Annotated in this window: 22 protein-coding genes; 12 read left to right on the forward strand and 10 right to left on the reverse strand. The window is 45.8% G+C overall.

Annotated elements, in window-relative coordinates; all coding sequences use genetic code 11:
* Positions 1-6: 6 nt before the first annotated feature.
* On the reverse strand, positions 7-2,379 hold the full coding sequence (locus MO387_RS10145) for a DNA internalization-related competence protein ComEC/Rec2 (RefSeq protein ID WP_107947086.1): 2,373 nt from the start codon (positions 2,377-2,379) through the stop codon (positions 7-9).
* A gap of 32 nt (positions 2,380-2,411) precedes the next feature.
* Here MO387_RS10145 and MO387_RS10150 point away from each other — a divergent pair, with 32 nt between their 5' ends.
* The 6 genes from MO387_RS10150 to MO387_RS10175 all read left to right on the forward strand — a co-directional run bounded on the left by MO387_RS10150 (position 2,412) and on the right by MO387_RS10175 (position 6,519).
* Positions 2,412-2,921 (forward strand): DUF2062 domain-containing protein, encoded by a 510-nt coding sequence (locus MO387_RS10150; RefSeq protein ID WP_006087434.1) that lies wholly within the window; start codon positions 2,412-2,414, stop codon positions 2,919-2,921.
* A 345-nt stretch (positions 2,922-3,266) separates the two neighbouring features.
* The gene (locus MO387_RS10155) at positions 3,267-4,439 is read left to right on the forward strand and encodes an NnrS family protein (RefSeq protein ID WP_107947085.1); all 1,173 of its coding nucleotides are present in this window, start codon (positions 3,267-3,269) and stop codon (positions 4,437-4,439) included.
* A 138-nt stretch (positions 4,440-4,577) separates the two neighbouring features.
* On the forward strand, positions 4,578-4,982 hold the full coding sequence (locus MO387_RS10160) for a phosphate-starvation-inducible PsiE family protein (protein WP_006081194.1): 405 nt from the start codon (positions 4,578-4,580) through the stop codon (positions 4,980-4,982).
* Positions 4,983-5,140: 158 nt separating this feature from the next.
* On the forward strand, positions 5,141-5,443 hold the full coding sequence (locus MO387_RS10165; protein WP_006087432.1) for a PilZ domain-containing protein: 303 nt from the start codon (positions 5,141-5,143) through the stop codon (positions 5,441-5,443).
* Between the two features lie 76 nt (positions 5,444-5,519).
* On the forward strand, positions 5,520-6,188 hold the full coding sequence (locus MO387_RS10170; protein ID WP_106650192.1) for an AAA family ATPase: 669 nt from the start codon (positions 5,520-5,522) through the stop codon (positions 6,186-6,188).
* Positions 6,175-6,519, forward strand: coding sequence for a hypothetical protein (locus tag MO387_RS10175; protein WP_006081191.1), 345 nt, complete (start codon positions 6,175-6,177; stop codon positions 6,517-6,519). The genes MO387_RS10170 and MO387_RS10175 overlap by 14 nt, the downstream gene beginning before the upstream one ends.
* 298 nt (positions 6,520-6,817) lie before the next feature.
* On the opposite strand, the gene MO387_RS10180 is transcribed toward MO387_RS10175, so the two are convergent.
* Entirely contained in the window at positions 6,818-7,060 is a 243-nt protein-coding gene (locus tag MO387_RS10180; protein WP_107947084.1) for a YecH family metal-binding protein, read from the reverse strand.
* A gap of 128 nt (positions 7,061-7,188) precedes the next feature.
* Here MO387_RS10180 and MO387_RS10185 point away from each other — a divergent pair, with 128 nt between their 5' ends.
* The 5 genes from MO387_RS10185 (at position 7,189) to MO387_RS10205 (ending at position 12,539) form a co-directional block, all read left to right on the forward strand.
* Positions 7,189-8,886 (forward strand): sensor histidine kinase, encoded by a 1,698-nt coding sequence (locus MO387_RS10185; RefSeq protein ID WP_006087428.1) that lies wholly within the window; start codon positions 7,189-7,191, stop codon positions 8,884-8,886.
* Positions 8,883-9,593: a two-component system response regulator BtsR gene (gene btsR, locus MO387_RS10190; RefSeq protein ID WP_006081188.1), complete on the forward strand. Its 711-nt coding sequence runs from the start codon at positions 8,883-8,885 to the stop codon at positions 9,591-9,593. Before MO387_RS10185 ends, btsR begins: the two co-directional genes overlap by 4 nt.
* A gap of 197 nt (positions 9,594-9,790) precedes the next feature.
* Positions 9,791-11,254, forward strand: coding sequence for a carbon starvation protein A (locus tag MO387_RS10195; RefSeq protein ID WP_107947083.1), 1,464 nt, complete (start codon positions 9,791-9,793; stop codon positions 11,252-11,254).
* Positions 11,255-11,433: 179 nt separating this feature from the next.
* Positions 11,434-11,817 carry a VF530 family protein gene (locus MO387_RS10200; protein ID WP_107947082.1) on the forward strand — a complete coding sequence of 128 codons (384 nt, stop codon included), beginning with the start codon at positions 11,434-11,436 and terminating at the stop codon, positions 11,815-11,817.
* 266 nt (positions 11,818-12,083) lie between these two features.
* Positions 12,084-12,539, forward strand: a complete 456-nt coding sequence (locus MO387_RS10205) for a FlxA-like family protein (protein WP_107947081.1) — start codon at positions 12,084-12,086, stop codon at positions 12,537-12,539.
* A gap of 61 nt (positions 12,540-12,600) precedes the next feature.
* Here MO387_RS10205 and MO387_RS10210 read toward each other — a convergent pair whose 3' ends face one another.
* From MO387_RS10210 to MO387_RS10240, 7 genes are all read right to left on the reverse strand, one after another.
* Positions 12,601-13,578, reverse strand: coding sequence for a hypothetical protein (locus tag MO387_RS10210; protein WP_107947080.1), 978 nt, complete (start codon positions 13,576-13,578; stop codon positions 12,601-12,603).
* A 57-nt stretch (positions 13,579-13,635) separates the two neighbouring features.
* A complete protein-coding gene (gene ribA / locus MO387_RS10215; RefSeq protein ID WP_006087423.1) occupies positions 13,636-14,250 on the reverse strand; it encodes a GTP cyclohydrolase II in 615 nt (204 codons plus the stop codon).
* A gap of 273 nt (positions 14,251-14,523) precedes the next feature.
* Complete coding sequence (locus MO387_RS10220; RefSeq protein ID WP_107947079.1) at positions 14,524-14,880, reverse strand: YibL family ribosome-associated protein; 357 nt, start codon at positions 14,878-14,880, stop codon at positions 14,524-14,526.
* A 114-nt stretch (positions 14,881-14,994) separates the two neighbouring features.
* Complete coding sequence (gene nrdG / locus MO387_RS10225; protein WP_041409116.1) at positions 14,995-15,456, reverse strand: anaerobic ribonucleoside-triphosphate reductase-activating protein; 462 nt, start codon at positions 15,454-15,456, stop codon at positions 14,995-14,997.
* 113 nt (positions 15,457-15,569) lie between these two features.
* The gene (nrdD, locus tag MO387_RS10230; protein ID WP_107947078.1) at positions 15,570-17,687 is read right to left on the reverse strand and encodes an anaerobic ribonucleoside-triphosphate reductase; all 2,118 of its coding nucleotides are present in this window, start codon (positions 17,685-17,687) and stop codon (positions 15,570-15,572) included.
* Positions 17,688-17,946: 259 nt separating this feature from the next.
* Complete coding sequence (locus MO387_RS10235; protein WP_107947077.1) at positions 17,947-18,636, reverse strand: hypothetical protein; 690 nt, start codon at positions 18,634-18,636, stop codon at positions 17,947-17,949.
* A 120-nt stretch (positions 18,637-18,756) separates the two neighbouring features.
* Complete coding sequence (locus tag MO387_RS10240) at positions 18,757-19,275, reverse strand: MarR family transcriptional regulator (protein ID WP_107947076.1); 519 nt, start codon at positions 19,273-19,275, stop codon at positions 18,757-18,759.
* Between the two features lie 147 nt (positions 19,276-19,422).
* Here MO387_RS10240 and MO387_RS10245 point away from each other — a divergent pair, with 147 nt between their 5' ends.
* Positions 19,423-20,436, forward strand: a complete 1,014-nt coding sequence (locus MO387_RS10245; protein ID WP_107947075.1) for an NADP-dependent oxidoreductase — start codon at positions 19,423-19,425, stop codon at positions 20,434-20,436.
* A 130-nt stretch (positions 20,437-20,566) separates the two neighbouring features.
* Here MO387_RS10245 and rssA read toward each other — a convergent pair whose 3' ends face one another.
* On the reverse strand, positions 20,567-21,514 hold the full coding sequence (gene rssA / locus MO387_RS10250) for a patatin-like phospholipase RssA (RefSeq protein ID WP_107947074.1): 948 nt from the start codon (positions 21,512-21,514) through the stop codon (positions 20,567-20,569).
* Positions 21,515-21,659 lie beyond the last annotated feature (145 nt).

Genomic DNA, 21,659 nt, shown 5'->3' on the forward strand with positions numbered 1-21,659 from the left:
GGCATTCTACTCTGGATTAATCAAGTCACCAAATCTAAACAGAGAGTTGTACCAAAATGGCGCTAAATCACCACGATAGGTCTTTACCTCTAACTCAGACTGCTGAAAAATCACACTAATCTGCCCTTCTGTCCCTGTGGTCAGGCTCCTAATCTCTCGTCGCTGATACCGCTCAACCACTGTGGTTTTTGGAAAACCATAGCGATTAGCAAAACCCGCAGGGAAAAGCACTAACTTAGGGGCTACGGCATCAATAAAGGCCTCTGTCGACGAGGTTTTGCTGCCATGGTGCGGCGCCACCAGCACGTCGCTTTGTAACTCGTTTCGGTCACTTAGATCACCGTTCACACTTAGATCACCGCTCACACTCAGCTCACGGCTTATACTTAATTCACGACTTAATAGTGCCGCTTCGGTTTGTTTTTCAATGTCCCCGGTGAGTAGCAGACTTTGCAAGCCATCATCGATGCGTACCACACAGGAGCCATTATTTCCCGCCAACACTTGAGGCGGTGAGAGTAAGTTAAAGCTCAACCCTTGCCATTGAATTTGCCTTGGACGGCAATCTTGGCCGCTAAAGCCAGCCACATCTGTGATCACCAAAGCCTTGGGATAAGCCTCCATCAAGACAGGCGCACCGCCCGCATGATCGTTATCGCTATGGCTGATAACAATATAATCAATCTCTTGGATACCTTTGGCTTTTAAAAAGGGCAATATCACCCGCTCCGCATAACTGAAATCATCGCCAAAGGCGGCGCCCGTGTCATAGATAAACCCCTTGCCATTCTTTTCAATCACCACGGCTAAACCTTGGCCCACATCGAGTAAATGCATGGTCCATCGATGGGTTTGAACGGGAAACCATAGCGTCATACAAAAAAGTAATGCGGGCATAAACAACAAACTTAATAGGCTTAACCAAGCAATATAGTGTTTATACTTAGGCACATAGTGCCATAACACACCACCAACGAGCGCGCAGAGTCCTAAGGCTAATAGGCTGTCAGAGAGTGCTAACCAATGGGCGGGTAAGTGCTGACTGATATCGAGTAACTGCGCATAGGGCGATAAACTCCAATCACTGAGGCGAAGCAGTCCCAACCAAGAGAACCCAAACGTAGTTCCAAGCCACCAGCAGACAAATCCCGCCATTGCTAAGGGGATCACTACAAAGCTAAACCAAGGAACTGCCAAGATGTTCATCCACAAACTGTGTACACTCACGCCGCCAAAGAGTGCCGCTTGCAGTAATCCAAGCCCGAGACTCAAGCGCCATTGGATTGCCCAAAACTGTATCATCCCAGAGCGTAAACGCGCCCCTCGACTCGACGCTGGGGTAAATGCCCTTGGTTGGATTTCTAAAGTGTATAAGATGATGCCTAAGGCACAAAACGACAGCCAAAATCCCGCACTTAAACAAGCGAGCGGATCAAGCAGCAATACAATGAACAGGGCAAATAACAAGCGCTCCCACGCGGTAGAAAATCGCTTTAATAAACTCAACAGCATTAACAGCAGAATCATCACCAATGCCCGCTGAGTCGAAATACCAAAGCCAGCAAGATAGGCATAAAATGCGGCGCCTATGCCCGCAGCGACTAAAGCAAGGGTGATATTACGTCGACTTTGATGTGGCAGTAAGTGACTCAATCCAAACAAAAAGCATGTGTAAATCCATGCTGCTATGACCGAAAGATGCAAGCCGGATATCGCCACTAAATGACCCGTACCTGTCTGTCGTAATGCTTGCCAACGCACTTTTGAGATCAACTGCTTATCACCCAAAAGTAAGGCGAGTAGAATATCACCTTGCGGCAAAGAGGCTAATTCAGGCGTCAATGCGCTTATCAGCTCGTTACGCAGTGAAGGTGAAACCTCCAGTAAATGTGCCTCAATCACTCGCCCTTTACCGATAACATGTTGGCTGATTAATTGTTTCTGCTCATTGTAGCCACCTTGATTTAACACGCTAGCAATACGCTTAGGCATCAAGGTAAACTGCCAAACCTGACCGACATCGACTTCCGGCGGATCTTTCCACGTGAGTCGCAATTTTGCATTTGGCCCTAAGATTAAATTTGGTTTAATGACCGATATATCCAAACTTAGCCAGTCGCTGTTTCGACTAACTAGTGATATGATTTCGCCCCTAACCTGTATAGGTTGTTGTAACACTGGAAGATCCTGCCTAGATAATCCTAAGCAAAAACCAGTTAGCCATGCCATTGCAAAGAGTCCACCTGCACAAACAGGGATTTTTCGGTATAAAATTAGCGCCCCAACAACAAGGTAGGGTATGTAACTGACTGGCGGCAGCGAAGGCCACAACATCGCTGATAACAAGATGGCACTAAAGCCAAACATGAATCGATTCATAGTGAATTAAGTTAAGACAGCAATTTCAGCCTATGCCAAAAAAATTAATCAAAAGATTTATGCCTAAGCCTGAAACCTTGCGTGAGCATAAACACTTACGCATGTTTGGACGCTTATTACATAATCCCAATTTGTGGGCGCTAAATCGCAAATCCGCTCCTGGCGCATTCGCAGTGGGATTATTTGTCGCCTGGATCCCTATGCCATTTCAGATGGTAGTTGCGGCGGCTTTTGCCATTCTATTTAACGTTAATATTCCCGTTTCTGTCGCATTAGTCTGGATAACCAATCCCTTAACTATGCCAGTGATGTTTTATGGCGCGTATTTACTCGGCGCTAAGATACTCGGCCATGCGCCGCAAGATTTTGCCTTCGAAGCCAGTTGGCAATGGATTGAAGCCTCCCTTGCCACCATAGGTCCGGCGTTTTTACTGGGATGCCTTGTTCTTGGGGTAATTTTTTCCGCAGTGGGCTATTTGCTGATTAACAATCTGTGGAAATATTCCATTATGTTTAAGTGGCAAAAACGTAAGAATAAATAACCTCGCCTTTCCCACCGCTTATGCTGATGCAGTTTTAGCCAAAGGCTAGTTAACCTAAGTAACAGCATAAGCGGATCAATGACTTAGCTTATCCTTCACGGCCTAATGTGTATTGCAATCTATTGGCTTCCACTCGCTTTACATCCTCTAGTTTCAATGTCCGCCACCCCACTCCTTTCACGCTTGAGTTTGTCGCTTTTCATGTAAAATTGCACCATCTGTGCAGACTAAGTTTGCGTCTTAAACAGACGCTGCACGAGGAATACTCATATCGAGATATATACATTCATTTTAATTGCAGCTTAAAATATCTGACAGATTTAGTCAGATACTCAAGAGCCAATTATGTTGAATATTGATGAGCCCGCACATTTACAACCACAAATCGCATTATTTAGATTAGGCTTTCGGCCTTTTTTCCTGTTTGCGAGTTTATTCAGCGTATTGGCATTAAGGATCTGGGGAGGTTTTCTTTCAGGGATCAATCTGTTGCCGCAATCCGTTAATCCACTTTGGTGGCACGGTCACGAAATGATTTTCGGATTTGTCTGCGCCGTGGTCGCGGGTTTTTTATTAACTGCGGTGCAAAACTGGACGGGCCAAACTGGGATTAAAGGAGTTGGGTTGTTAGGGTTATTCAGTGTGTGGTTATTGCCACGGCTATTATTGCTAATGCCGCTAGCGATTCCCTTTACACTTATCATGTTTATCGACTTACTCTTTTTGCCGCTAACGGCGTTAATACTCGCCCAAGCAGTGATCCGCGTTCGTCAATGGCGAAACTTTGTGTTTATCCCCATTCTCACCTTGCTCACCCTAATGAATGCACTGAGTTACTACGGTGTTTTAACAAATCAATTTGAATGGATAAACATAGGCTTATATGGCGCGGTTGTGTTAATCAGCATCATAGTCGCACTCTTAGGCGGCCGAGTGATCCCTTTTTTCACCGAGCGCGCAACCCAATGGCAGCGTAAAAAACCGCTTCCAATGCTCGAATGGCTGAGCTTTATCAGTCTCTTTGGATTAGTCATTAGCTTAATCCTGCAAGAGCAAATATTGCTTCGCAGTATGGCTGGGATTGCGAGTCTGATTTTATTGCTGCGCTGGCATCGCTGGGGCTGGTATTCCTGCTGGCGCGTTCCCTTACTCTGGTCACTGCATCTCAGTTATGTGTGTATTCCACTCGGTTTAGCGCTTATTGCTTTTGGACTCCCCTTATCCGTTGGCATGCACGCGATAACGGTTGGCGGTTTAGCGGGAATGATTTTAGCTATGATGGCGCGGGTTTCGTTAGGACATACTGGCCGCACTCTGCAACCGCCAAGCATAATGAAGTATGCCTTTGGGTTAATCCTGCTCGCGGCAGTGTTTCGAGTATTGGCAGGAGTTATCCCGCTTTGGTCGGCATCATTATTACTCGCCGCCATTACATCTTGGGTCATCGCCTTTGGCTGTTTCTGTATCAGCTATGGGCCTATGTTGTGCCAAGCCAGAATCGATGGTCGCCCCGGTTAGAACATACTGACACTGAGCTTTGCGCTGCATTTAGGATTAAACATATCTGTGAATTAAGTCACACAGCGGCGGCTAGCTTTTCCCTATAAGCTGATTTTTACTGTTACTATTTATAAAAACATCAAGTAGGGAATGCCCATGCCATTTTATCACCAATATGGTTCTAAGAGCCTTAAAGCCGTAGAACACTTAGTCCTGTTTGTTATCGCTATTGCCACTATCGTCGCGATAGGCCAAGAAATTGTGCATATTGTTTCTGTCCGTATGGTCGCACTAGCCGATTTACTCCTGTTATTCATTTTCTTAGAAGTCTTAGCCATGGTGGCGAACTACTACGAATCCGGTAAGTTACCCGTGCGTATGCCGCTTTATATCGCGATTGTGGCATTAGCTCGTTATCTCATTTTAGATATGAAGAGTATGGAAGATTGGCGTATTGCCGCGATATCACTGTCGACGTTAATTTTAGCAGCAACTGTGATCGTCATTCGTTGGGGTCAGTTAAAAATGCCCTATCCTAAAAACCAAGAATACGACAATTAATCAAGCACCTGAGTTGGTGCTATTGAAGGCTTATTCAATGGCGCCTGCTGTCCTCGTTTTAAAACTATTATCAAAGACCTAGCTTTCACATTGGTATTCTGCCAAAAAGCAATTATGCTAGTTTTACTGAGATCAATAATTTACGGGGCAATTGAGTTATGGGTGACCATACTACTGGTTTTGAAGAAAAACGCACATCACTGCGAGTGGACATGGAAGCGGAGCGTGTCGCTTTACATTGGGTCGACGCGCAAGGCATAAAGCAATCCGATGAAGGCGTATGTATTGACTTAGCAAGACGCGGTATTTTATTCGATTATAAACGTCCCTTTGCACTGGGCGAACTCATCGAAGTGACCTTTAATCCCGATACCACACAACAAAATACCGTCAAAGGACAAGTCTGCCGCTGCGCAAAATGCCACGACCAAAGCTACCACATAGCCATGCAACTGCTTTAATTTAACTTAAATTTCGCAGGTTTAATGGGTCTGTTCTACACTCAATGAATTGAACGATTCATGAAGGGGCGTCACTATGATCTTGCTGGTAGGTGGTGAAAAAGGTGGTAGCGGAAAAAGTTGTCTCGCTCAAAATCTTGCCGTTTATATTAAGCAAAAATTTCAAGCAAACGTCCTCATGGTCGATTGTGATCCCCAGCGCACCACTTCAGATTGGATCCAAGCAAGAAATAATGATCCCAGTCTGCCCAGCATTAACTGCATTCAGCTTTATGGCAAAATTCGCAATGATTTACTGAGCCTCAATGAGCGTTTTGATTACGTGATTGTAGACTGTGGTGGTCAGGATAACTTAGCCATGCGCGCAGCCATGTCGGTAGCAACTTATGTTGTGATCCCTCTCAGGCCCAAAAGACGCGATCTTAAAACTTTACCCCACATGGAAGACATGCTCAGCACTTGTAAGATGGTGAATCCTAAAATGATCGCCACTATAGTGCTAACCCAATGCCCTGCGCTTCCTACACAATTTAAGCGTATTTTAGAGGCTAAAGATGTGGTGCAATCCTTTGGATTAAGAGTGTTGAACTCCGTCACCTTTTGTCGAAACATTTATGATGACAGTGAAGAAAAAGGCTCCTCTGTGGTCGAAATCGAACCCGATGGAAAAGCCGCCGATGAGATCCGCGCTATAGCGGATGAATTATTTGCTATGCCACCAGAAAATAGCTATGAGCTTAACTGATCTTAAACGTAAGAAACCTAAGCAAATCATCAAGCCGGTTTCTGTCGATGATTTCATTGAAGATGCCAATAACTACGCCTTAGGTAAGGCGAGTTTATTAGCCGCGGCTCAGACTCAAGCGATAGTTAAGGGCTTAGATAAAAAATCGACTAAGATTTATCGCCACGCGACCTTTACCCTGACAGAGAAGAGTATTGCTCAGCTCGATTCCCTATCGAAATCCACCAGCATTGCAAAATCTCGCTTACTGCGTATTTTGATCCATGAGTTTAGCCAACTCACCCCCGCTCAGCAGGACCAAATTGCCAATAAACGCCACGACGAAACCTAAGTTTCAGGGATTCAAGGAATCAGAGCTTTTAGAATCCTGAGCTCCACGCTGCCTTAAGCTCAAACTCAAGATAGCTGCACCTCAGGAAACTTGGGAAACTTGGGAAACTTAGGCTTAAACCTAATACTGGTACTTCTCGCTTAAGCTTCTAAGGTGATAAACCCAATCAGTAAAATCAGTCTCGCTAGGTGTCGAACTATGGTCAAACGATTACCACACTCTGATTACAATCTCGTATTACTGTTACGCTCTCTTATGACTGTTACGCCATCGTCAAAATATGTAGGGCCACAATAGGCTAGTGATCACACTTTCTTCCAGCGGCCAGTTCAATGCCTTGGCACGTGTCGTGAAACTTACCTTTATCTATCAGTAACTGAATTAATGCTTCAGCGCTAAGATCGGCGGCACTACAAGTATGGTATCGAGCCGCAAAGCCAAACTTTTGTCCCATCAGGGATAGTAATTCAGGCTTTATAATAGCGGCCCCTTGCGCTACCATCAGCGCCATAACATCATGACCGTGAACAGAATTGGACATATGTCCTCCTAAAGATGCAATATTATTGTTCTTTATATCCTAACGGTTGAATTTGAACCCTGATCTCGCGCACAGACTTTCTAATTGATACCACTGCGCTGACATCTGTGACGATAATGTGAGCCATTATGTCTTTGATCCTATTATTGACCCAACAGATGTCGCTGTACTTAGTGATCGTTTACTTAGTCAGTAAAACGCCGCTGTTTAAACTGTTTGCCGAAACCTCCCCGCGTCTGCCACATAAGATTTTTATGTATCTGATTTTTTCAAGTTTCTGCATCATGGCCACCTATTTTGGTGAGCAAACATCAGGCGCGATTGCCAACACCCGTGCTATGGGCGCTGTGTTAGGTGGATTATTAGGCGGGCCCGTTACTGGTTTTCTGGTAGGACTAACAGGTGGCCTTCACCGCTACAGTATGGGCGGCTTTACTGAAATAGCCTGCGCTATTTCCACCACCTTAGAAGGATTATCCGCAGGAATGATAAGCTTCTACTTAAGACGTGCGGGTAAAAGTGAGCTTATCTACAATCCATTACTCGTTTGCCTAGTGACTTTTTATGCCGAAATGATGCAAATGAGCATCATCTTACTGGTCGCCCGCCCCTTCGATGATGCGTGGGAATTAGTGCGCCAAATCGCGCCGCCCATGTTGTTAGTCAATTCCGTAGGAGCGGCACTCTTTATGAGCATGATCCGCGACCAAAAAACTATGTTCGATAAACTTTCCTCCAGTTTTTCAACTAAAGCATTAAAGATAGCCGAACGCAGTGTCGGACTCCTATCCAAAGGATTTAACGAAGAAAGCAGCAGCCGTGTCGCCAAAATCGTCATAGAAGAAACCAATGTGGGCGCAGTAGCCATCACCGACAGGGAAAAACTGTTAGCTTTTATTGGTATAGGTGCCGATCATCATCTGCCTGGCACGCCGATTTCTTCCAAGATCACCTTAGAGGCGATTAATCAAAATAAAGTTATGTTCGCCGATGGCGTTGAAATGCCCTATTCATGTTCTATTTCAAGTAATTGTCGTTTAGGATCGAGTCTGGTGATCCCACTGCGCAGTGATACCGAAGTCATTGGCACCATTAAACTCTACGAGCCGAAAAATAAGCTTTTTTTGAATATTAACCGCACTTTAGGTGAAGGTATTGCCCGTCTGTTATCCAACCAAATACTTTATGGCCGATTTGAGCAACAACAAAATCTGCTGACTCAAGCCGAATTGAAATTACTGCAAGCGCAGGTTAATCCACACTTTCTGTTCAATGCTCTCAATACCATTAGCGCGATTATCAAGCGCGATCCCGATATGTCTAAGCAGTTGCTGCAGCAGTTATCACAATTTTTACGGATCAATTTAAAGCGAACTACAGGCTTAGTGACGCTTGGGGATGAGCTAGATCACATCGCGTCCTATCTCACCATTGAAAAAGCGCGTTTTATTGATAAATTACAAGTCAGTATCGCGATACCTGAATCACTCTACCACTGCAAAGTACCGGCCTTTACCCTGCAGCCGATTATTGAGAATGCGGTAAAGCACGGCACTTCGCACATGATAGAGCAAGGGCAGATCAAAGTGACGGGCAAGCTCGAAAATGATGTGCTGGAATTAGAAGTCACAGACAATGCCGGATTATATCAGCCCGTTGAGGGCTCTGAAGGCCTAGGGATGAACTTAGTGCATAAACGCATTCAAAATATTTTTGGCGAGCAATATGGTGTCACTGTGGAATGCGAAGCCGATGAATTGACTCGTGTCACCATAAGATTACCCATAGAAAACCCTGAGATATCCAATATGGACACCCGCACGTGATCACTTGTTTAATTGTTGATGATGAACTGTTTGCTCGTGAAGAATTAGCCGATCTTTTGGGGCAAGAACACGACATTGAAATTGTTGGTCAATGCGCTAATGCCATTGAGGCGTTGCAAAGCATAGCCAAAGAAAAACCTCAGTTAATTTTTCTCGATATCCAAATGCCGCGCATTTCGGGCATGGAACTTATCGCTATGCTCGACCCTGATAACATGCCGAAAATTGTGTTTGTTACCGCTTACGACGAATTTGCCGTCAAGGCCTTCGACAACCATGCCTTCGATTATTTGCTCAAACCGATAGATGCCGAGAGACTCAGTAAAACCCTCACTCGGGTGCGTAAAAATCTGACGCCTCAAATTATGGATCCCATTACCCCAAAGCGTCTGGAACATATTCCCTGTTACAGCGGCAATAAACTCAAGGTGATTGCCATCCAAGATGTGGAATATGTGTTCAGTGATTTGAGCGGCATCCATGTGGCCAGTACAAAAGGCAAAGTCCATACCCAATTGACCTTAAAAGTGTTTGAAGAAAAAACCCCACTGGTGCGCTGCCATCGGCAGTATTTGATTTCACCTAAGGCGATTGCCGAAATTGAGCTGTTAGACACGGGCGCCGAAGTCACCACCCACTCAGGGGATAAAGTGCCCGTCTCACGGCGTTATCTTAAGAGCCTTAAACAGCTGTTCGGCTTCCAATAACTCAAGCAAAAAGCCATCTTAGCGGGTATTTTTAGTCACAAGATGGCCAACAACACCCGCCGTTAACATACGATTGCAACCACTCAAGCCCACCTATTACCACTCACCCTGCATTTTCGACCACTCATTAAGATTGCGAAGTTTTATATCAACAACTTGTTTACACTCGCCAGAACTCAAATGGGGAGATAACAAAAATGATGTGGTTCCTACTCTGTGTCGGTCTGCTGATCGGCGGCTACTTTATCTATGGCGCCTTTGTCGAGAAAGTCTTCGGCATTAACGCTAATCGTCAAACACCCGCTTTCGCTCAAACTGATGGCGTCGACTTTGTGCCTATGTCTAAGGGTAAAGTCTATTTAATTCAATTATTAAACATCGCAGGCGTAGGCCCAATCTTTGGTCCTATCTTAGGTGCACTCTATGGTCCTGCGGCCATGTTGTGGATTGTGGTTGGCTGTATCTTTGCGGGTGCCGTGCATGACTACTTCTCTGGCATGTTATCAGTGCGCAACGGCGGCCAATCTGTGCCAAACCTTGCGGGTAAATATTTAGGAAAGAGTGCCAAACACTTCATGAACGTGTTTGCTATTGTGCTGTTATTGCTGGTTGGTGTGGTCTTTATCTCTGCGCCTGCAGGTTTACTGGGCAAGCTTACCGGTTGGGACGTCAGTATCTTCGTCGGCATTATCTTCGTCTACTACCTGATCGCAACTGTGGTGCCAGTCGATAAAATTATCGGTCGTTTATACCCCTTCTTTGGCGCTTTACTGTTCTTCATGTCGTTCGGTCTGGCTTTCGCGATTATCCTATCAAGCGAGCACACCTTACTGCCTAACGTACAAGCGGGCGATTTCTTCCAAAACTTAAATCCAAATGACATGCCACTTTGGCCTGCGCTATTCATCACCATCGCCTGTGGCGCGGTATCAGGTTTCCATGCAACGCAATCACCATTAATGGCACGCTGCGTTGAAAACGAAACCAATGGTCGCTTCGTCTTCTTTGGCGCCATGATTGGCGAAGGCATTATTGCACTGCTTTGGTGTGCGATTGCATTGTCATACTTCGGCGGTGTTGAAGGCTTAAGTGCGGGCATGTCAGGTAACCCTGCCAACGTCGTCTATGAGGCTTCGACTGGACTGTTAGGCGCTGTCGGTGGCTTTATGGCTATCCTAGGTGTGATTATCCTGCCGATTACTTCAGGTGATACGGCTTTCCGATCTGCGCGTTTGATTCTGGCTGAATTTTTCAACATGCCACAAATCTCACTGCCAAAACGCTTAGTGTTAGCCCTCCCACTGTTTGTTATCGGCGGTATGTTGACTCAAGTGGATTTTGGTGTCATTTGGCGCTACTTCGGTGTAGCAAACCAAACTACTGCGGTATTAATGCTGTGGACGGCTTCGGCTTACCTGTTACGCCATAACAAACTGCATTGGATTGCGACTATTCCAGCGATGTTTATGACCACAGTGGTCATCACCTTCCTGCTGAACTCGTCAACCTTAGGTGCAGGCTTACCGATGACGGTATCAACCATAGCAGGCGTGGTCACCACCTTAGTGATTACAGCGCTGTTGATTGTTAAAACCAAAGGTAAAGGTGAGATTGATTTACCGGTAGAAACTGAGCTTAAAGAAACAATCAAAGACTCATAAAACAGTCCGAATGACCAAGCTAAAACAGGCGCTTTATTGCGCCTGTTTTGATCATACTGCTCCACCAATAACTGCAGACTCTGGTGTGAGCGAGCAAGGTATTCAAGCTTGACTCGATACCATTGCACACTGTATCAGGCATACAAAACTGCTATACTCCCGCCATAGCACACTGCAACATGCATAATATGAATCAATCGAATAACCCGCTCCACGGCATTAAACTGGAAACGATCATCACTTACTTAGTCGAGAAATACGGCTGGGAAGAATTAGGTGAGAGAATTAATATCCGCTGTTTTACCCACGATCCCAGCATCAAATCCAGTTTACGTTTTTTAAGAAAAACAGAGTGGGCGCGGGATAAAGTCGAATATCTTTATTTAAGAGCCAACAAATTACCCTTACCGCCACCTAAAGCCGAAGCGAGTCAAACCGCTAAAAAGCCTGCGGCAAAAATCGCGACTAAAAAGCCCACTCAAACCGCTCCTGAAAAGCCGGCTAAAAGCGATAAATCTAGCTCAGATGGCACAGTAAACAGCCATATTTGGGGTAACAATTAATCCTCGCCTCTGCTGCCATAAAACGTAAACAGCCCTAGCATAAGGGCTGTATTGTCGTGATTAACCTGATGCGGATCTATTTTCATTAACCTATTTGTACTCACCTACAGCCTTAATCTATTTGCGGCGAATAGCACTCACTTATCGATTTTGAACCAATAGCTTGCACTCTTTTTAGCTGAACAACCAAAAATTGACTTCAGTTTTCAAATCTATGGCCGATAGTGACTTGAGTATCAACGCAGTTTGCATCAATGGAGTGTTAAATGAACATTAATGGAATAAACAGTAGCGCAACTGGCTCAGCTTTCACCGCCATATCAAGCGCATATATCGCAGCGACACCAGCCACAACACAAACAGCGAATAGTGAGCCCGCTGACTCACAAGATAGCCAAGACACTGTCTCCATTTCTAATGCGGGCCGCGCAGCTTTATCCAACGACTTCGGAGCCCCTTTAAGAGAGAAAGCCTTGGCTAAAAAAAATGAAACTGAAGTCACAACAACAGAAGAGGAACCCCTAACGTTAATTGACGAACAAATCAAAAAGATAAAAGAGCAAATCAAAGAATTACAAGAGATGCTAGCCAAGCTTAAGGGAGATGACTCAGAAGCTGCAGACCAGCAACGTAAGATGCTGCAAGAACAAATAATGTTACTTAGTGGTCAAATCGCCACCTTGTTGGATAAAAAGATGCAAGATGCTAAAAAGTCAGATTAACTAAAATAGTTTAGTTACCAAGCCTGTACAAAATCAACCGACAATTATTCACACGCTTTGCTTAGATGGGAAAACTGAACATCAAACGCCAAATGTTCAATCCATCACCACGGCGATAGCTGAATCCAATACGATCAACACCCAGCAATTCGCCCCCAAGGGGCTTAGAAAACGCGAGGGAAAAACCAGCCTCATAACTGCCTGAAACTATGGTATCTTGCTCTATCTCGCTGATAAATCTGAGCTCATTGAAATACCAATAACCCACAGCAAAGATCCTTGGTTGCACCTGCAGATCCCACCATTGCCAGCGCGGCGCTAATCCTAAATCAACGCCAGTTTGTAACACCGCAAATTGATCGGCAAACTTGCCATAATGCTCACTGTACCCAGCGAAACGTAATCTCGACACCCACACCGCATCTTGCCCTGCAAGGGTGAAATCATACAAGCTACTGATCCCAGAGGCGATAATGGCAACGTTATCGTTTTTATCGAAGTTAGTACCAAAACCGATATCTAAATACCCTTCCATTCGAGTGTTTTCGCTCGCCTTCCAGTGGTGCTCAAAACCTGGGGTAATGGTCATAGTACCTATCGACGACGGTAACTCGCCTTCGGTGATATCTTTGGCTAAATAATCAAAAAAGCCGAAGGAGATAGGTAAACGTAACCAAGTCTGGCTTCCGCTATCTTTCTTTAAATCAAAACTTAACGGAATACTGACCACGGTCGCATTTTGGTTGGCGGCGCGGTAAACCCCTGTGCCGAGATAACTACCAAAGGCATAAACAGAATTGGGATTACTGCTCGACTCAATCGGATTGCTGCCATTGGCATTACTGCTAGGCAGATGACTGATAGAAACAGGATCGACAGGCAAACCAGCATCATTCGCTTGAGACGCAGATGTAAGTGTCACAGGTGTAAACGTATTGGCGGGGGATGCACTATTGGCGAAAACGTCAGAAACAATGCTCAGTAACACTAAGCAAATTAACGACAAACATAATGGCAACCGACTGAAAAAATGGCTCAATTGACTTAAACCTTACTCATCTCTGACTCAATCGGTCGACCCATCATAAATACAAAGCTACTTATTTTCATCCATAAAATGATATTCAGACATCATGTGTCCAAGCTCAGTGGATTTGGTCTTTAAGTAGGCTTCGTTGTAACGATTCTTACCAACTTGCAGCGGTACGCGCTCAACCACTTCGATGCCAAATTCCTTCATCGCTTTTACTTTGCGAGGATTATTGGTCATCAAACGCACATGCTTCACGCCTATCTGTTCCAGCATAGGTTTGATCATGTCATATTTACGCATATCGGCCTCAAAACCTAACTGCTCATTGGCTTCAACGGTATTGGCACCTTTATCTTGCAACTCGTAGGCGCGTATTTTATTCAACAAACCAATGCCACGGCCTTCTTGACGCAAATAGAGGATAAAGCCACTGCCCGTTTCTGCAATATTTTGCATCGCCGCTTGTAACTGAAAACCACAGTCACAACGCAAGCTAAATAACGCATCGCCAGTTAAACACTCGGAATGAATTCGACCCAACACAGGTTCATCCGCACTGAGCGTACCGAATGTGAGCGCAACATGCTCTTTGCCTGATTCTGTATCTTCAAAACCATGCATGGCAAACACGCCCCAAGGAGTGGGTAACTTTGACGTCGCGACATATTTTATCGACATACTTAACCTTAACGACAACTCTCATTCCATGAGACGAATAAGATCCCTAGAAACAAACGAGGATTAGGCACTTAGCCAACTAAGCGCACTATTCTAAAGTGTTTTTGAACAATCAAGAAATACTTTAGTGTTTTAATCAACTAAACCAAACATGAATGTCATTTTCGATGGGCAGCACGAAGGAATGGATTAAAACGAAGCTGTGCATAAAGTACTAGGCGCACTGACACGCGATCGACACTCGATCCCGTGTCAGTGACAGCCTAACCCACATTAAAATTTTGCGGGCGCGTATCCAGTGACTTCCTTAAGCCCCATTTCACGGCCGATAGCCGTCATAGGGTGGATCACCACAAGACCTTTGACAGACTTTTTCAGTTTGCCCATGTCCGCTTGTTCTTCTTTAGTCAAAGCGCGATGGAAAGGCAAACCTTTGATATCTGAACCTTGCTTATTCAATAAGCGGGTTTGTTGGCCTTTCACACTGCCAATTTGCTTAGTGACTGCAGCGATTTCGCGCTTGAACTGGGCAATAATGACGTCATCGCCTCTTTGTTCAGCCGCAGCTAGTTTACGACGAAATTTATCTAATTTATCGTTAAGCTGCTGCAGTTCTTGCTTTAAATTCATTCTGTTACCTTAAATTACCTAAGTTAGCCACAGTAAAATCTTAGCCTGATTATGCTAGCGTCTGTGTCAAGGCCTGAGATTATAGCAGCAAGTTACAGATCCTCGTTACCGCTTTTATAACAAACGAATGATCTGATTGCTGCTGCCGCGAAATACGAGACTTGGATCGGCAAGACTTTGTTCAAATTTGCCATCCACCAGTACATCAATATAGGCCAACACGGCGCGCTGTTCATCACTCAACTCATTAAGCACATAACCCGTCCACAGCCAAATATCCTTCCCCTTACACTCAGCCTTGACTCGTTTGACGAGCGCCAAAATGGCACTAAGATTGACAGGCAATAAAGGATCGCCCCCCGAGAGAGATAAACCACGGCGCACAATCCGCTTATCATTGAGATCGGCAATCATCCTATCTTCCATCGTCCTATCAAACACATGCCCAGAACGGGGATCCCAAGTACTTTGATTGTAACAACCACGGCACTGGTGCTCGCAGCCAGAGACAAACAAGGTCGCACGGGTACCAGGGCCATTGACCACATCGATAGGGAAATATTGATGGTAATTCATTGGTAGTACTTCATAGTGCATTTCATCTTTTAACATTGGGACTTATCCCACGGCACTATTTATGCCACGTGATGCCACGGAATAAGTCTAACAAGCAGAATAAAATAATAGTGTTACAAGTGTTTGATCCTACGTTTTACTTCTTCCTGTTTACCATAATTAAAGGGCCGCGCATCTGGGCTGCCTAAGTAACCGCAGACTCGGCGCGTCACTGACACCCGACTTGGCTCATGGTTGCCGCACTTAGGGCAAGTGAACCCTTTACTGGTACAGCTAAATTCGCCGGTAAAGCCACAGTCATAGCATTCGTCGATGGGCGTGTTCGTGCCATAGTAAGGCACGCGGCTGTAACTATAATCCCACACGTTTTCCAGCGCTTCGAGGTTATGCTGCATGTTCGGATATTCGCCATAACAAATAAAGCCACCGTTAGCGATAGCGGGATATGGCTGTTCAAAATCGATTTTATCGTAAGGATTTACGCTTTTTTCCACATCAAGGTGGAAACTATTCGTGTAATAGCCCTTGTCCGTCACACCTGTGACTAGGCCAAATTGCTTCGCATCCAGTTTACAAAAACGGCTGCAGAGACTCTCACTTGGCGTGCTATACAGACTAAAGCCATAACCTGTTTCAGCCTTCCACGCATCCGTGGCGGCTTTAAGATAGGCAACAATAGCGACGGCTTTGTCCCTTAATTGTGCATCGTCAAATACATGGGTTTGGGTGCCATAGAGTGCATTCATGGTTTCATGCAGGCCAATGTAACCGAGTGAAATCGACGCGCGACCATTTTTAAAGATTTGAGAAACATCATCATCGGCGCGCAAGCGCACGCCACAGGCCCCTTCCATATACAGGATTGGTGCCACGCGGGCTTTGACGCCATTGAGTCGCTCGATACGAGTATCCAGCGCTTTACGAGCTAAGACTAATCTGTCATCTAAAATACGATAAAATTCAGCTTCATCGCCCTTCGCTTCCAAGGCAATCCGCGGCAAGTTTAAGCTCACTACTCCGAGATTATTGCGCCCTTCATGCACGAGCTCGCCATTTTCCTCGTAGGTGCCTAAAAAGCTGCGGCAACCCATTGGAGTTTTAAATGAACCTGTGACTTTCTCGACTTGCTCGTAATTGAGAATGTCGGGATACATGCGCATAGTTGCGCATTTGAGTGCCATCTGTTTGACATCGTAATTGCAATCGCCAGTCTTGTGATTAATGCCATCGCGAATCGCAAACACTAACTTAGGGAAAACTGCCGTCTTGCGATTTTTACCTAATCCCGCCATCCGTACTTTCAGCATAGATTGCTGAATTAAGCGGGATTCCCATGATGTGCCTAAACCAAAGCCAAAGGTAACGAACGGTGTTTGGCCATTGGCGGTATGCAAGGTATTAACCTCATATTCCAAAGACTGAAATGCATCGTGACATTCTTTTTCAGTTTGCGCCGTGGCAAAGGCTTTGGCGTCGGTGATCTGCCAATTCAGGGCGATTTGGTAGTGCTTGTCGTAGCTCTTAGCGACAAATGGCGCCAACACTTCGTCGATGCGATTGATGGTCGTGCCGCCATAAATATGGCTCGCCACTTGGGCAATGATCTGTGCGGTGACGGCTGTCGCCGTTGAGATAGACTTAGGAGTTTCGATTTCAGCATTGCCCATTTTAAAGCCATGGGTCAACATGCCGGCCAAATCAATCAGCATGCAGTTAAACATCGGGAAAAATGGCGAGTAATCTAAGTCGTGGTAGTGGATCTCCCCCGCTTCATGGGCAGCAACCACATCCTTTGGCAAGATATGACTCTTGGCATAATGTTTAGCGACTATGCCTGCGAGCAAATCCCGCTGAGTTGGGATAACTTTCGAATCTTTATTGGCATTTTCATTGAGTAAAGCCGCATTGCTTTGCTCGACTAAACCACGGATTTCGAGGTTTAGTTTACTGGTCGCTTCACGGCACACATCTCGGTCGTGACGGTATTCGATATAAACCCGCGCCAAGGACTTATACGGCCCTTCCATCAGTAAATTCTCAACCGCATCCTGCAGATGATGGATATCGACTTCGGTTAAGGTCGCGACGCTTTGACTGATACACGCTGCCACTGTCGCTGCATAGTCGCCATCCTCTATTCCAACTGAGTTTGCAGCGGCATTCACTGCATCCCGTATCCTTGTTTCATCAAAAGGTGTGCGGCAACCATCACGCTTAATTACGACTGGCATTGTTCAGTTCCTCTCCATCTCGCCTAAAAATTAACACTACATCTAGTGATTTTAAAAGCATAAAACACAATATGTAGAGCATTAGGCTACAACGACGGTGAGGCGTCCATGATCCAGATCATAGTTTTTAGGATGAAATAAAAGAACAAACCAGAACTGCAGCTAGGCCCAATTATCTGAAAATTGCGCCTTGACCTGCTGATTAAACCCAGCTAGTTGATGCCTGAAATCCGTGATGATCAGGCTCCATAACTCAAGATTAACGCTTCGCGAGTGCAAGATAACTACTGAGTTGGCCTGATGCCGACTGATGCGAGCCCATAGACGAAGCGAGTTGCATCATAGATTTAAGCCCCTGCCATTGCTGTTTTTGGGCATCCGTTAGCGGTGGCTCAGAATTTAAATAATCCGTTAATTGGCCAAGGACTTTGGTGGCTTTTTGGGCGAGCACTGGCGACTGAGCATCATCCATATTGGTCAAAACGTTTTTCGCATCGACCAAAGTATTAATCAGGGGGTTATTCGGTGATTTTTTGGCTAATGATTTGAGCTCATCATCTAAGAAATCTTGCAGCGACTGCTTACTCGGCGTGGTTGTGCTCGGAACTGTAATACCGTTTTTTGATAAACGGTCGAGTTGCACGTCCGATAAAATGCCGTCTCTTTGTAAACGTGACACTAATGCGGGAATATCGGCGACACCAAATTTGCCATCAGCAAAAAAATCCTTTGCCATCGACTGAATTTTCTGTGCACGTTGCGCCCGTGGCGACAGCGCTATCTCATCGGCTTTACCCGCGTCGGGTTTAGCGGCATCCGTCTGAGTTTTCTTGGTCTCAGTGGTCGCATCGGTTTTAGCCGTACTCGTCTTTTGGCTATTGGCACCATAGGCATCGGCGATACTGGTACTGCTGCGATTAAGATTGAAGGCATTTAAAATAGAATTCATCGTCAAAAATTCGGCGTCTAAGACTCAATGACGGTTTTAAAGCAAAAACTAAGCCAATCAAGTATTAATCTATGCAGAGCCTGAATTCTCGGGTAGCGAACAGCACCCGTAGGTTTATCTCTAGGACTGTAAATCTTCAATAAGGGCAAGACATTGCCGCCTCAGTAAATCGAGTGCCTCGGCATCCATCTGCACTTTATTTAGCAAGGTTTGCTTTAAGGCTAGGGCTTCATGCTTAATCGCCTCTCCCTGAGCAGTCAGAGTGATCAATTTTTTCCGCTCATCTTCAACGCAGGCCAAACGCGTGATCAAGCCTTTTACCTCTAACCGCTTAACAATAGGCGTTAGCGTCCCCATATCGAGCTTAGTCGCCGCCGATAGCTGGGTTTGACTACAGCCATTTTGACGCCAAAGGGTTTGCATCACCAGATATTGAGGAAAAGTTAACTCGTATGCCTCGAGTAAAGGCCGATAAGCGCGCACTAAGGCATTGCTCGCAGAATATAACGCGAAGCACACATTATCAGATAAACACAGTGCATCACTTGGCGCTAGGCTTTGTGACTCTGGGTTTTGTAGCTCTGGGTTTTGACTCTGCTCTGTAGATCCGAGCTCTGGGTGAGATAAACAATTTTGCACGTTTAAGCGCCTGTCATTCAAACATAGCGCTATCTTATCCGATCCGCCCCATCGCATCTAGTTTGCGCGCAAAGTATTTGCATTGTGTCATGAAGCCACGTACAGTTGACGCAGTTAGTTTGCGCACAAACAAAAGGTTAATTTTTTATGAATAGCACTATTACCGAAACCCGTGAAATCCATTTAGCCAGTCGCCCTGAAGGCATGCCTACGGCAGAGAACTTTACTTTAGTAAATCAATCCTTAGCACCGCTCGCCGATGGCCAAGTGTTGATTAAAAACCTGTGGATGTCGGTCGACCCTTATATGCGTGGCCGCATGGTAGATCGTAAGAGTTATGTTCCGCCCTTCGCCTTAAATCAAGTCTTAGAAGGCGGCGCGATTGGTGAAGTTATCGCGTCTAAAAACAGTGATTTCCCAGTAGGCACTAAAGTCAGCAGCATGTTAGGTTGGCGCGAGCACGCTGTCACCGACACTGCTGGACTGACCGCTCTGCCGCAAACCGAATTAGACAGTTCACATTTCCTCGGCGTGCTGGGTATGCCGGGCATGACAGCGTGGACGGGACTGACTCGCATCGCAGATTTAAAAGCAGGTGAAACCCTGTTTGTTTCTGCCGCATCAGGCGCCGTCGGCAGTGTTGCTTGCCAGATTGGTAAACTGATGGGTGCTCGCGTAATCGCCTCAGTGGGTTCAGACGAAAAAGCGGAATTGCTGCGAAGCTATGGTGTTGATGCCATCATCAATTACAAAACCTGTGGCAATCTCACCCAAGCGCTCACAAAAGCCGCGCCAGAAGGGATTGATGTGTACTTTGAAAACGTCGGTGGTGAGCATTTAGCCGCAGCGCTGAGCAATATGAAAGATCATGGTCGTATCGCCGTTTGCGGTATGATTTCGCAGTACAACGACACTGCGCCAACACCCGGTCCAGACAACTTGGCCCTGATAGTGATGCGTAAACTTAAGTTAGAAGGTTTTATCGTATCCGAACATTGGGCGCATTATCCTGAGTTTGCCGTGAAAATGGCTCAATGGTTAGCTGAAGGTAAAGTCAAAGCTGAACAAACCATTTATCAAGGGCTTGAACAAGCACCTGATGCCTTTATCGGTCTGTTTGAAGGTAAGAATCGCGGTAAAATGTTGGTGAAGTTAGCGTAACTCGCCATCAAAGCGACATAAATGCTCAGTTTTAGATAGCAAGACTCAGTTTTAGAGAGCAAAAAGTCGGTATAACGCGAGTTGTACCGACTTTTTCTATTTGATAGTCAACTGTTTATCTTTTAACGGATTAGCCCTTCCACATCGCAGCTTCAATCAAGTGGGCCACCTTTTCAACGGCAGCCTCGCCAGCGGCAATCGCCTCATCGGCACGGTGAAACTCCATAGTGCCGATATTGCCGACCTCAGGCACAATACAAATATCTGGCGGATCGCCCATCAAGCGCGCCCGTTTATGTCTTTGCTCTAAAATGCCCATAGATTGCGACATTACAGCAATCATGCCAGGATTCGATTTAGTGCCAAGTGAAAACTTATCGGTCAGATTGCTGACATAATCTCGGCCACGGGCAAACAAATCCATAAATCCAGTTTCTTGTCGCGCAGGCATATCCATTTCAGCTTCAACGTTTTTTTGGCTCGTCATGCTCACCGGCAATACTTGGATGCGACCAGAATGATAACCATATAAATCCACGGCTATCACCACATCAACGCCCATGGCACGGCTAACAGAAACAGGCACTGGATTCACCACAGCACCATCGACAAGCCAGCGATCACCTTGTCTCACAGGTGCCAAAATCCCCGGCATAGAGCAAGAAGCGCGCACCGCTTGACGTAAATCCCCTTCAGTAAACCAAATCTCCTGCCCCGAGTACAAGTCGGTCGCAACCGCCGCAAAAGGACGGTTGAGGTTCTCAATATTCACATCCCCTATTCGAGCTTGCAGCACATCAAATACTTTATCACCGCCGATAAGGCCGCCTTTACGCCATCGAATGTCCATCAAGCCAAGCACGTCCCAGCTCGAGAAACTCCGAACCCATTCTTCTAATTCAGGTAAATGGTCATGGGCGTACGCGGCGCCCACTAAAGCGCCCACCGAACATCCCGCAACTTTATCGGGTTTGATCCCCATGGCGGCAAGACCATTCAACACGCCAATGTGCGCCCAACCTTTCGCAGCGCCACTGCCCAAGGCAATACCAACCGAAGGGGTTGTTCCGTTAGCCATAAATCATTCTCCTGTTACTCAATCCACTACACGATAACGTAAAATCCTTTCATATCCACTGTCAATTGGTGAAACCAAGGCAATTAAGTACTTGTAACATCAATGTAAACAAATGCCGGCAACTAAGTGTAAATGACACACTTTC

This window comes from Shewanella sp. N2AIL (genome assembly GCF_022690845.1).
GTDB lineage: Bacteria > Pseudomonadota > Gammaproteobacteria > Enterobacterales > Shewanellaceae > Shewanella > Shewanella baltica.

What these genes read in the sequence shown, in the direction of transcription:
- MO387_RS10150 (WP_006087434.1), top strand. Translation starts at nt 2,412, where the DNA reads ATGCCAAAAAAATTAATCAAAAGATTTATGCCTAAGCCTGAAACCTTG.
- MO387_RS10180 (WP_107947084.1), bottom strand. Translation starts at nt 7,060, where the DNA reads ATGTCCAATTCTGTTCACGGTCATGATGTTATGGCGCTGATGGTAGCG.
- rssA (WP_107947074.1), bottom strand. Translation starts at nt 21,514, where the DNA reads ATGGCTAACGGAACAACCCCTTCGGTTGGTATTGCCTTGGGCAGTGGC.
- MO387_RS10220 (WP_107947079.1), bottom strand. Translation starts at nt 14,880, where the DNA reads ATGAATTTAAAGCAAGAACTGCAGCAGCTTAACGATAAATTAGATAAA.
- MO387_RS10145 (WP_107947086.1), bottom strand. Translation starts at nt 2,379, where the DNA reads ATGAATCGATTCATGTTTGGCTTTAGTGCCATCTTGTTATCAGCGATG.
- ribA (WP_006087423.1), bottom strand. Translation starts at nt 14,250, where the DNA reads ATGTCGATAAAATATGTCGCGACGTCAAAGTTACCCACTCCTTGGGGC.
- nrdG (WP_041409116.1), bottom strand. Translation starts at nt 15,456, where the DNA reads ATGAATTACCATCAATATTTCCCTATCGATGTGGTCAATGGCCCTGGT.
- MO387_RS10205 (WP_107947081.1), top strand. Translation starts at nt 12,084, where the DNA reads ATGAACATTAATGGAATAAACAGTAGCGCAACTGGCTCAGCTTTCACC.
- MO387_RS10245 (WP_107947075.1), top strand. Translation starts at nt 19,423, where the DNA reads ATGAATAGCACTATTACCGAAACCCGTGAAATCCATTTAGCCAGTCGC.
- MO387_RS10195 (WP_107947083.1), top strand. Translation starts at nt 9,791, where the DNA reads ATGATGTGGTTCCTACTCTGTGTCGGTCTGCTGATCGGCGGCTACTTT.
- nrdD (WP_107947078.1), bottom strand. Translation starts at nt 17,687, where the DNA reads ATGCCAGTCGTAATTAAGCGTGATGGTTGCCGCACACCTTTTGATGAA.
- MO387_RS10235 (WP_107947077.1), bottom strand. Translation starts at nt 18,636, where the DNA reads ATGAATTCTATTTTAAATGCCTTCAATCTTAATCGCAGCAGTACCAGT.
- MO387_RS10175 (WP_006081191.1), top strand. Translation starts at nt 6,175, where the DNA reads ATGAGCTTAACTGATCTTAAACGTAAGAAACCTAAGCAAATCATCAAG.
- MO387_RS10200 (WP_107947082.1), top strand. Translation starts at nt 11,434, where the DNA reads ATGCATAATATGAATCAATCGAATAACCCGCTCCACGGCATTAAACTG.
- MO387_RS10170 (WP_106650192.1), top strand. Translation starts at nt 5,520, where the DNA reads ATGATCTTGCTGGTAGGTGGTGAAAAAGGTGGTAGCGGAAAAAGTTGT.
- MO387_RS10160 (WP_006081194.1), top strand. Translation starts at nt 4,578, where the DNA reads ATGCCATTTTATCACCAATATGGTTCTAAGAGCCTTAAAGCCGTAGAA.
- MO387_RS10155 (WP_107947085.1), top strand. Translation starts at nt 3,267, where the DNA reads ATGTTGAATATTGATGAGCCCGCACATTTACAACCACAAATCGCATTA.
- MO387_RS10165 (WP_006087432.1), top strand. Translation starts at nt 5,141, where the DNA reads ATGGGTGACCATACTACTGGTTTTGAAGAAAAACGCACATCACTGCGA.
- MO387_RS10185 (WP_006087428.1), top strand. Translation starts at nt 7,189, where the DNA reads ATGTCTTTGATCCTATTATTGACCCAACAGATGTCGCTGTACTTAGTG.